The sequence below is a fragment of the Pseudoalteromonas sp. 0303 genome (assembly GCF_013349995.1).
GTDB lineage: Bacteria > Pseudomonadota > Gammaproteobacteria > Enterobacterales > Alteromonadaceae > Pseudoalteromonas.
The window spans coordinates 244,371-255,705 of record NZ_JABVXF010000001.1; the positions used below are offsets into that span (position 1 = coordinate 244,371).

The window sequence follows — 11,335 nt, forward strand, 5'->3', positions numbered from 1 at the left end:
TTTTTTTGATCTTAATTAATATTCATAACTAACAACGATTTTGCATAGCGTATGTCGTTTGCTCCATTTTTTTGTTGAATCACCGCAGTTTACGCAATCCATTCAGATTAGTTGTTATAATTTCCTCAATATAGAATAAGTACCGCACTTGAGAGTGATATGTTTGCGAGTTTAGTGTTTTTATCTGCTGCAGTAACTTTAGACAGCCACTTACCCCCACTGTTGCCATGGCAAGGCGATAGTGTGTCTTTAATGCAAGAAAAAGGACCTTTAACCACAGATTTTGAATTAAGCGAAGGCACTTTATCGCCTGATTATGCAGACACTATGGCTTTCGTAGATCGCCTTGTTGCCGCAAACCCAACACAATTCAAAGTAACGACTATTGCGACAAGCAGCGCTGGTCGTGCGGTTAAGATGTTAGTGGCGAATGAGCAAGGTTTGTTTGATGCCAAACAACTTGTTGCTGATACAAAACCAACCATCTTTATTCAAGCAGGCATTCACAGTGGTGAAATTGATGGCAAAGACGCCATGTTTATGTTGCTACGCGATATTGCAACAGGTAAACGCCGCGATATTCTCAGCAAAGTCAATATTCTGTTTATTCCTATTTTAAACGTTGATGGTCACGAGCGTAGTAGCCAATACAACCGTATTAATCAGCGTGGTCCAGTAGAAATGGGCTTTAGAACGAATAGTCTAAATTTAAATTTAAATCGTGATTACACTAAGCTGGATACACCCGAAGTACGCGGTGTAATGCAGGTTATTAATCAATTTAAGCCAGACTTATACGTGGATGTCCATGTAACAGATGGTGCTGATTATCAGTATGACGTGACCTACGGCTATAATCCGGTTTTTTCTAGTGAATCACCAAGTGTGTCACAAGCGTTAGATAATCTGTTTAAACCTGTTATTGATGCCAAACTCGAAAAAGCAGGGCATATTCCTGGTCCACTGGTTTTTGTAATGGACAAGCGCGAATTTAAAAAAGGTTTAGCGGGTTGGGTGGCAACACCACGTTTTTCAAATGGCTGGGGTGATTTACGTTCATTACCAACAATATTAGTTGAGAACCACTCTTTAAAACCTTATAAGCAGCGCGTATTAGGTACTTATGTATTTATTGATGGTGCTATTGACGCTTTAGCTGCAAACGATAAAGCCCTTAATGAAGCTGTTCAAAAAGAGCTAGATTTCAAACCGACACAATTAGTTGTTGAACGTGGTTATGCAAAAGAGCCAGATACCATCGAATTTAAAGGTATCGCTTATTCAAGAACTGAAAGTGCATTGTCAGGGCAACCTGAAGTTAAATATTTAGGTGAAGTTAAAAACTATGACGCTTTGCCTATTTACTGGCAGAAAGAGGTTAAAAAGACCGTTAACGTTCCTACAGCGTTTTATATTCCGCCGGCGTATAGCCATTTGGTAAGTAAGCTTAAATTACACGGCGTAGAAGTAACGACACTTAATGAAACTGTTTCTGAGCCATTAACCCAAGCAAGCGTTGCTGATTATTCATTTGCAAAAGCACCTTTTGAAGGACGTTTTCGTGTAGAGGCGACATTTGATTACAATACCGTAGAAAATGTCGATATGACCGGCTGGTACAAAGTCTCAACTGAGCAGCCATATTCAGAGCTGGCGACGCACTTACTACACCCAGAAGCGCCAGATTCATTCTTTGCTTGGGGCGAGTTTAATACTATTTTTCAGCGTACTGAATACGTTGAGAATTACGCTTTAATGCCGTATGCACGTCAAATGCTAAAAGAAAAACCTGCATTGGCTTTAGAGTTCGATAAAAAAATTCGTGAAGATAAAAGCTTTGCAAAAGATGCTGATGCGCGCTTGCATTGGCTTTATGAGCGTACACCGTTTTATGATCAAGGCTATTTAAAATACCCAATTTTAATGGCGTTTGAGCAGTTACAAAAAGGACAATAACATGAAAGTGAAAGCTGTTCCTGTTACTGGCTTTGCGCAAAATTGCCGCATTATCATTTGTGAGCAAACGAATAAAGCGGCCTTGGTTGACCCAGGTGGCGATGCAGACAAACTTCAAGCAGAACTTGCTGCTTTAAATTGCCAATTAGAGGCAATTTATTTAACACATGGCCACTTAGACCACGTGGGAGCTGCAAAGCAACTCGCAGAGCATTTTAGCGTTGATATCATTGGCCCACATTTAGATGATAAATTTTGGTTTGATGCCTTGCCAATGCAAGCGCAAATGTTTGGTTTTGCACCAATTACACCATTTTATCCAACGAAGTGGCTAAATCATGGCGATACAATCGCAGTGGGTGAACTTGAATTATCTGTACGCCATTGCCCAGGGCATACGCCTGGTCATGTTGTTTTTTACCACCAAGGTTCAGAACAGCTGATTGTGGGGGACGTGATTTTCCAAGGCTCTGTCGGTCGTACTGACTTCCCGAAAGGGGATAGTGCTCAATTAATCGAATCAATTAAGTCTGAGATTTTATCATTCTCTGATGAAGTTGCTATTTTGCCAGGCCACGGTCCGAATACCACCGTAGGGCATGAGCGAAAAACCAATCCATTTATTAGCGGACGTTTTGGTTAATGCCAACGCGTAACAATAGCTTAGTAGTTTGTAAGTGGATCAGTATAAAATTGCAATATTTTTGCATAAATAGTAGAAAATAGGCAGACTGATTTTTAAATCAGTTATATAATTTAACCAGTATTTTTACAGAAAAAGAAATAAAATGTCTCTGAACCAAGTAGATCGCCAAATTTTGGCATTATTACAGCAGGATGCTAGCTTATCTACGGCAGAAATTGCCGATAAAGTTGGTTTATCTCAATCTCCATGTTGGCGTCGTATTGCTAAGCTTGAGCAAGATGGCTATATCAAAGGTAAAGTTGCTTTGCTTGACGAGAAAAAGCTTGGCTTTGATATGTTAGTTTATGCCCATGTTCGTCTATCTAACCACGGTAGAACGAATCTAGCTGAGTTTGAGCGTTTAATTATGAGCTATGATGAAGTAACCGAGTGTTACAGCATGGCGGGTACCATGGACTTCATGCTTCGAATTATTTCTAAAGGTATTGAAGGTTATGAGCAGTTTGTTCGTGATAACCTACTAAACCTTGAGTTTGTTCAAGAAGTTCACTCAAATGTGACCATGACATGCGTTAAGCGTAGTACGTCTTTACCTCTTTAATCTTTTTCTACTACGTTTTATTTTTTCGAAAACGGTTAGTGCTTTTAGGTACTAGCCGTTTTGTTGTTAATAATTGTTAACTTTTGCGGATTTTGCTAGAATTCTGCGCCTTGCCGAAATGCATTCACTATAAAGAGGATCTTAATGTTTAACTTACTCAGCAAAGCGCCAAGCTCTGCTAAAAACGATATTCTATCAGGCCTGACCGTTGCGTTGGCATTGGTACCAGAAGCGGTTGCGTTTGCTTTTGTTGCTAATGTTGAGCCTTTGGTTGGTTTATATGCCGCATTCATTGTTGGCTTAATTACGGCTATTTTTGGTGGTCGTCCAGGTATGATTTCTGGTGCTACCGGTGCACTAGCCGTTGTAATGGTAAGTTTAGTTTTAGATCATGGTGTAGAGTATTTATTTGCTACCGTCTTATTAATGGGGATACTGCAAGTACTCGCAGGTATCTTCAAGCTCGGCAAGTTTATTCGCATGGTTCCGCACCCAGTAATGCTGGGCTTTGTAAATGGTCTTGCGATTGTTATTTTCTTAGCTCAACTTGGGCAATTTAAAGTACCAGACGGTATGGGCGGCCAACAGTGGATGGAAGGGCAAGCACTTTATATTATGCTTGGCTTAGTAGCGTTAACTATGGCTATTATTCATTTCTTACCTAAGCTAACCACTGCTGTACCTTCATCGTTAGCTGCCATTGTTACTGTAACAGCGATTGTGATTGGTTTTGATTTAGAAGCGCGCACTGTACTTGATTTCTTAAAAGGGATGACAGGCAATGAGCAAGCAACAATTGCCGGTGGCTTGCCGGAGTTCCATATTCCGATGGTGCCATTTAATCTTGAAACATTAAAAATTATCTTCCCTTACGCTTTAGTTTTAGCGGCGATTGGTTTAATTGAATCGTTATTAACACTGACCTTAATTGACGAAATTACTGAAACCCGTGGTCACAGTAACAAAGAGTGTATTGGTCAAGGCGCTGCAAACATTACCTGTGGTTTCTTCGGTGCAATGGGTGGTTGTGCGATGATTGGCCAATCTATGATCAATATTAATTCAGGTGGTCGTTCACGTTTATCTGGTATTAGTGCCGCAATAATACTGCTAGCATTCATCATTTTTGCAGCCAGCCTCATTGAAATGATCCCACTTGCTGCCTTAGTTGGTGTTATGTTCATGGTTGTTCTTGGTACCTTCGAGTGGGCAAGCTTCAAGATGATGAAGCGTGTACCTAAGTCTGATGCTTTTGTTATCGTACTTGTTTCAGGTGTAACCGTAGTAACAGATCTTGCGATCGCGGTATGTGTGGGTGTGATTGTTTCGGCTTTAGTTTTTGCTTGGCAGCATGCTAAACACATTTACACAAGCAATTACATCGATGAGCAAGGCTCTAAAGTGTATGAGCTTCATGGTCCTTTATTCTTTGGTTCGGTTAAGAACTTTGGTGAGTTATTTGATGTTAAAAATGACCCAGAAGACGTGATCATTGAATTCAAACATAGCCGTGTTGCTGATCACAGTGCGATTGAAGCGATTGACAGTCTCGCAGACAAATACGCAAAAGTGGGTAAGAAACTGCATTTACGTCATTTAAGCCCTGATTGTATTCAACTTTTACACAATGCGCGTGATTTAGTTGAAGTCAATGTGATTGAAGATCCAAATTATAAAGTGGCTTCAGATAAACTAGCTTAAAAATAAAGCAGAGAAAAAGCGAAGGCTGTTGTGGTCTTCGCTTTTTTAATGTCTGAAGAATGCGGTAAGGCTATAAAAAATTAAGATAGGCGGCAGTGCTTTGTTCTCGTGACTATCGGTATAATAAAAATAATTATGAAAGGTAATCTGATATTTTGAATTGGCAATCATTAGTTGATAATCGACAACGCTTTTTCTGGGTTTTGCAAATTGCAGGCTGGATAGGTTATGCGTTAGTTAATTATATCGGCTCAAAAGTCTTTGAAATGCGTGATATTTACGTATTTGTTATTGTATTAAACGCTTATGCAGGCTGTTTAATGACAGTACCTTTACGTTATATGTATCGTAAAGTTTGGAATGCCTCACCTTGGGTATTAATGCTTGTCGTTTTTGGTGCTTCCTATGTCACAGGCACATTATGGGCCGTTGTACAAAAATTCAATTTATGGGAAATCTACCGTCACGGTTACCGTCCAAATGAATGGTTTTATTACTTTCAACAAGGTTTAGATTCGGTTTATATCATCCTTTGTTGGAGTGGTTTGTATTTTGGTATTAAGTATTACCAGCTATTGCAAAGTGAGCGACAAAAGGCTCTAAAAGCAACCACTATGGCTCACGAAGCTCAGCTGAAAATGCTGCGCTATCAACTTAATCCGCATTTCTTATTTAATACCCTAAATGCAATCTCAACCTTAATTTTGGTAAAAGAGAACAAAGATGCAAATTTAATGGTGTCAAAATTGAGTGACTTCTTACGATACACACTCAATACCGACCCAATAAAAAAGGTGCCATTAGAGCAAGAAATTCATGCCCTCATGCTGTACTTAGAAATTGAAAAAGTACGCTTTGATGAACGTTTACAAGTTAATGTAGATGTAAGCGAGCAGGCAAAAGAAGCCTTGGTACCAAGCTTGATCCTCCAACCTATTATCGAAAACTCGATAAAGTATGCGATAGCGCAACTAAATGAAGGTGGTGTGATTGATATTAAAGCACAAGTTTTTGCAAATGAACTATTATTGGAAGTAGGCGATAATGGTCCTGGCACTGAGCTTAAAAATGGCCAACTGGTTAATTCTCAAGGCGTTGGCATAGCTAATACACAGGACCGCTTAAAAACACTTTATGAGAACAACTACTCGTTTGTTCTCTCTGACAATACGCCAAGTGGATTAAAAGTTAATCTGCGCGTTCCGTTTGAAAAGGCTGTTAAGAAATGAGCAAAATTAGAACTTTGATCGTTGATGATGAACCGCTAGCAAGAAAAGGCTTAGCAGTTCGACTTTCTGAGTTTGACGATTTAGAAGTCATTCGTTTATGTAGCAATGGTCAAGAGGCAATTGATGAATGCTTATCGGGCAATATTCAATTGGTTTTCTTAGATATTCAAATGCCAAATATGAACGGTTTTGAAGTTGCAAGAGCACTTAGTGAGAGCGTAAATCCATTACCCGCTATTGTGTTTGTAACGGCTTTTGACCAGTTTGCAGTTAAAGCATTCGAGATTCATGCGTTGGATTATATTCTTAAACCAGTCGATGACAACAGACTAAAACAGGCGGTAGAAAAAGTGCATACCTATTTAAAAACGCAACAAGATAACGCCCATAAGAAAAAACTAGCGAGCTTTGTTGCAGGTATTACAGGCAATAATTGCGAAGAAATTTTAAAGAAGTTAGCAACGGGCGATAGCCTTGCTGATCGTCGTTACCCAGAATCATTAGCAGTAAAAGAGCAGGGCGAAATTGTTCGTGTGCCTGTTATTACAATTCAATGGGTTGATGCGGCTGGTGATTATATGTGCCTTCATTGCCAAGATGGGCAAACGCATATCCTTCGTAAAACAATGAAAGAGCTTGAACAAGAGCTTGATCCACAACTATTTGTGCGAGTTCATCGCAGTGCCATTGTGAATACTAAGCAAATTAGCAAACTTGTAACTCAAGTAAGTGGTGAATACCTGTTAGTGCTAGATAACGGCCAAGAACTAAAAGTAAGCCGTAGCTATCGCGATAAAGTGAAAGCAGCGCTCGCGAGCTAATAGCTGTTCAAAATTTAGTAAGTTAAAAACAAAAAAGGCGCAATTATTAATTGCGCCTTTTTTATTGAAAATTTGTAACAGATTAAACAGTTACAATCTTCATTGTGTTTGTTGCACCAATCGTTTCCATTGCATCACCGTGAGTTAAAATCACAGTATCACCTGCAACTAGTGAGCCTTGCTCAACAAGTGTGTTTAATGCATCACGTACCATGCTTTCATCTTCACATTTCGTCGAATCGAAAAATACTGGATAAACACCACGGTAAAGTGCTGTTTGGCCCAGCGTGCTTGGATGACGTGATAATGAATAAATTGGTAAACCAGAGCTGATGCGCGACATCAATTTAGCTGTACTACCTGATTCAGTCAGAGTCACAATAGCTTTAACAGAATCTAAGTGGTTAGCTGCATACATCGCAGATAATGCAATTGATTCAGCATTTGATGAAAAACGGCTATCTAAACGGTGTTTAGAAACGTGCGTTTCTTTTTGTGATTCAGCACCTAAACAAACGCGAGCCATAGTCGCTACGGTTTCTTCAGGGTAGTCACCAGCGGCTGTTTCTGCAGATAACATAACTGCATCAGTACCATCTAATACGGCGTTTGCTACGTCCATAACCTCTGCACGTGTTGGCATAGGGTTATCGATCATAGATTCCATCATTTGTGTTGCAGTAACAACTGTACGGTTAAGTGAACGAGCACGGCTAATGATAAGCTTTTGCTTACCAACTAGGGCTGCATCACCAATTTCAACACCTAAGTCACCACGCGCAACCATTACAGCGTCAGAAGCAAGTACGATATCGTCAATTGCTTCAACGTTCTCAACTGCTTCTGCACGTTCGATTTTTGCTAATAGTTGTGCGTTTGAGCCAGCGGCTTCTGCTAAAGAGCGAACATAACGCATGTCGTCACCACTGCGTGGGAATGAAACAGCAATATAATCAACACCAATCTCAGTAGCAGTGATTAAATCTTCTTTATCTTTATCAGTAAAAGCAGGGGCTGTTAAACCACCGCCTAAACGGTTGATACCTTTGTTATTTGAAAGTACGCCACCAACGGTAACAGTCGTGTGAACTAGGTCACCGTCAACGCTATCTACTGTTAATTGAATTAATCCGTCGTTTAATAACAGTAAGTCGCCTGTTTTAACGTCGTTAGGTAGCTCTTTATAGTCGATACCTACCGCATTAACGTCGCCTTGGCCTTTTTCCATTTTTGCATCAAGGGTAAATTTTGCGCCAACTTCTAGGTTTACTTTACCGTCTTTAAACGTTGATACACGAATTTTAGGACCTTGTAAGTCTGCAAGGATAGCAACGTGTTTGCCTAAACGCTTAGCAATGCTGCGTACCGCTTCTGCGCGGTCTTTGTGATCTTGTGCTACGCCATGTGAGAAGTTCAAACGAACCACATTTGCACCTGCACGAATAATTTTTTCTAGGTTGTTATCGCGATCGGTTGCCGGTCCAAGGGTCGCAACAATTTTTGTGCGTCTTAGCATCAAATTCTCCTGTGCGCTCAAATATATTAAGCGAATTGATGGTTATCTATTAAAATGTCGTGCTATAAACCTTTAATATAGGCTTATACATAAGCACAATGTAGAACTCATAAGTAAAAAATGATTGTTTTTACTTATGAGAATCTGGCTCTTTGTATTAATTATAGAGTATACAAAGCGTGAATGACGTTATTATGACACCGGTGTCAGGTAGCGTCAATACACATACCTTTTTAAAGGGTATTATAAAAATCTGGTCCGATGCCTTGGTTATTTTGATATACTGGGGGCAACGTCGCTTCATGATTTCGATGATTTATCTCAAGTTGGCTGTCAAGCTCGCATTTTTGGGCTGCTTGGGTATAATGCGCGCGTAATTATTTTGATTAACTAACCAATAGTTGTTACCGAGGAGGACACTAAATGCAAGTTGCATTAGTAGGGTTAGGCGTTATGGGTAAAAATCTTGCCCTCAACCTGATTGAAAAAGGGCTGACATTAGTAGCTTATGATAAAAACCCAGATGCGGGTGCCGAGTTACTAAGCTGTGCGAAAGCACTAGGTTTGGCAGACCGTTTACATATTGTGTCTGATTTAAATGATATGGTTAGACGCTTAGAGCCGCCTCGTTCGATTCTTCTTTTAGTTCCTGCTGGTGAATTGGTTGATAAAGTATGTACAGAGCTTGCAGAAGCAGGTGTTGACTGTGATGACATTATCGTAGATTGCGGCAACAGTAACTACAAAGATGGCATTAGCCGTAAACTTAAATATCAAAACAAATTTGAATTTGCCACTATGGGTATTTCTGGCGGTGCAGAAGGCGCACGTCACGGTCCTGCAATGATGGCAAGTGGTTCAGAAGGCGGCTGGGAGCGTGTTGAGCCGTGGTTTGAAAAAGTAGCGGCAAGCTATAAAGGTGAGTCGTGTTTTGCACGTGTAGGCCAATCTGCAAGTGGTCACTTTGTGAAAATGGTTCATAACGGTATCGAATATGCGTTAATGCAATTAATTGCAGAAATGTATCAATTATTACGTTTAGGTACTAATCGTTCACCAAAAGAAGTGGCTGACATTTTCAATGAATGGTCTGAAGGCACTTTAAATAGCTACTTACTGTCAATTTCAAGCCATATCTTGAGCCTTGAAACGACTGAAGGCGAGCCACTAGTTGATTTAATCGACAATAAAGTTGGCGCGAAAGGTACAGGTTTATGGACTGCACAAAATGCCTTAGAGCTTGGTATTGCAGTGCCATCACTAGTTGCAGCTGTTCAAGCACGTCACTTAACAAATACTTGTGATACACATGCTGCTAAAGAAATGACTTACGCTGCTAAAGCAACTGATACCGTTGATTTAGACTTAGCAGAGCTAAAAGATGCATTCACATTGGCAAGTTTACTTGCTTACCGTCAAGGTTTAGCCCTTATCAAAGGTGCGTCTCGTGCGCATCAGTGGAAAGTAGATCTTTCTAAAACGCTACAAACGTGGCGCGCAGGTTGTATCATCCGTGCTGATTACTTAGACAATGTAGCTGAAGGTGTAGAATTTATTGATTCTATGCAGCGTGAATCAGCAGCATTACGTAAGGTAACGGGTGCAGCAGTTGCATCTGGTCTTGCATTCCCAGTGTTAACTGCAACGCAAACTTACATTGCGACGTTAACAACACCAAGTAATGGTCACCTTGTTCAAGCACAACGTGACTACTTCGGTGAACATGGTATTAAAACTCACAGTGGTGAGATTTGCCATTTAACAGACTTAGTTGAGATTGACGAAAAAGTTCGTTAATTATCAAAAAGCATAAAAAAGGCACCAATTGGTGCCTTTTTTGTATTTGCTGTATTAACGACTTAGCTCACCGCGCAGGTTGTCTTGCATCAAGTGACGAATTGTTTCTACTTCAAGCTTTTGACTAAATAAGTAGTGTAACTTGGTCAAACAGGCTTCTAATGTCATATCGTAGCCACTGATCACACCACAATTTAATAAGGCATTACCGGTTGCATAACCGCCCATATTAACTTGGCCTTTTAAGCACTGTGTTAGATTAACAATCACCATACCGCGTTTACTTGCATCATTAAGAATGTCTAAGAACGCCGGATCTTGCGGGGCATTACCGACGCCAAAACTTAATAAAACAAGTGCTTTGATGTCGTCATTAACTAAACTTTTAACCACTTTTGGACTGATCCCAGGGTAGAGATAAAGCACACCAATTGGCTGTGGTGTGATATTTGACACCTGTAGTTCGTTATCAACGTAAGGGCTTAGTTGCCCTTTGATCAGTTGAATATTAATTCCAGACAGTGCTAATGGTTCAAGGTTCGGTGATGCAAAGGCATCAAAGCCATCAGCATGGGCTTTTGTTGCACGGTTACCACGGAATAATTGGTTATTAAAAAACAGGCTTACTTCAGCAATTGGGTAATTAGCGGCTAAATACATGGCATTAAGTAAGTTTACTTGGCCATCAGAACGAAGTTGCGACAATGGAATTTGTGAGCCTGTCACAATCACAGGTTTTGTTAGGTTTTCGAACATGAAAGACAAAGCAGAAGCTGTGTAGGCCATGGTATCGGTACCATGCAGAACGACAAAGCCGTCATAGTCTTGGTATTTACTCTTAATATCGTCAGCAATTAATTGCCAGTGGGCAGGGGACATATCTGAAGAATCAATGAGCGGGCAATATTCGTGAATATCAAACAAAGGCATTTCATCACGATTAAACTCTGCATTATTGACCACTGTTTCGGTTAAAAAACCTTCTGCCGGAACATAGCCGCGGCTCGATTTTTTCATACCGATAGTACCACCCGTATAGGCGATATATATACGTTTACGTTTCATAAA

9 protein-coding genes are annotated in these 11,335 nt (G+C 40.2%); 7 read left to right on the top strand and 2 right to left on the bottom strand.

Translation table 11 applies throughout. The annotated features are described in order from the left end of the window. The first annotated feature begins 159 nt into the window (after nucleotides 1-159). From HUS62_RS01155 to HUS62_RS01180, 6 genes are all read left to right on the top strand, one after another. A complete protein-coding gene (locus HUS62_RS01155; RefSeq protein WP_175078271.1) occupies nucleotides 160-1,956 on the top strand; it encodes a M14 family metallopeptidase in 1,797 nt (598 codons plus the stop codon). A gap of 1 nt (nucleotide 1,957) precedes the next feature. After that, nucleotides 1,958-2,599, top strand: a complete 642-nt coding sequence (locus HUS62_RS01160) for an MBL fold metallo-hydrolase (RefSeq protein ID WP_175078272.1) — start codon at nucleotides 1,958-1,960, stop codon at nucleotides 2,597-2,599. Between the two features lie 145 nt (nucleotides 2,600-2,744). Beyond that, complete coding sequence (locus HUS62_RS01165; RefSeq protein WP_036968198.1) at nucleotides 2,745-3,203, top strand: Lrp/AsnC family transcriptional regulator; 459 nt, start codon at nucleotides 2,745-2,747, stop codon at nucleotides 3,201-3,203. 144 nt (nucleotides 3,204-3,347) lie between these two features. After that, on the top strand, nucleotides 3,348-4,904 hold the full coding sequence (locus HUS62_RS01170) for a SulP family inorganic anion transporter (RefSeq protein WP_175078273.1): 1,557 nt from the start codon (nucleotides 3,348-3,350) through the stop codon (nucleotides 4,902-4,904). Nucleotides 4,905-5,059: 155 nt separating this feature from the next. Further along, on the top strand, nucleotides 5,060-6,133 hold the full coding sequence (locus HUS62_RS01175; RefSeq protein ID WP_054554884.1) for a sensor histidine kinase: 1,074 nt from the start codon (nucleotides 5,060-5,062) through the stop codon (nucleotides 6,131-6,133). Next, nucleotides 6,130-6,954, top strand: a complete 825-nt coding sequence (locus tag HUS62_RS01180) for a LytTR family DNA-binding domain-containing protein (RefSeq protein ID WP_054554883.1) — start codon at nucleotides 6,130-6,132, stop codon at nucleotides 6,952-6,954. Before HUS62_RS01175 ends, HUS62_RS01180 begins: the two co-directional genes overlap by 4 nt. A gap of 82 nt (nucleotides 6,955-7,036) precedes the next feature. Here the strand turns inward: HUS62_RS01180 and pyk are convergent, their stop codons facing one another. Further along, on the bottom strand, nucleotides 7,037-8,470 hold the full coding sequence (pyk, locus tag HUS62_RS01185; RefSeq protein WP_054561412.1) for a pyruvate kinase: 1,434 nt from the start codon (nucleotides 8,468-8,470) through the stop codon (nucleotides 7,037-7,039). Between the two features lie 423 nt (nucleotides 8,471-8,893). Between pyk and gndA the strand changes: the two genes are divergently transcribed. Next, nucleotides 8,894-10,267, top strand: a complete 1,374-nt coding sequence (gndA, locus tag HUS62_RS01190) for an NADP-dependent phosphogluconate dehydrogenase (protein WP_054553937.1) — start codon at nucleotides 8,894-8,896, stop codon at nucleotides 10,265-10,267. Between the two features lie 54 nt (nucleotides 10,268-10,321). On the opposite strand, the gene ansA is transcribed toward gndA, so the two are convergent. Beyond that, nucleotides 10,322-11,332 (bottom strand): asparaginase, encoded by a 1,011-nt coding sequence (gene ansA / locus HUS62_RS01195; RefSeq protein ID WP_054561413.1) that lies wholly within the window; start codon nucleotides 11,330-11,332, stop codon nucleotides 10,322-10,324. Nucleotides 11,333-11,335 lie beyond the last annotated feature (3 nt).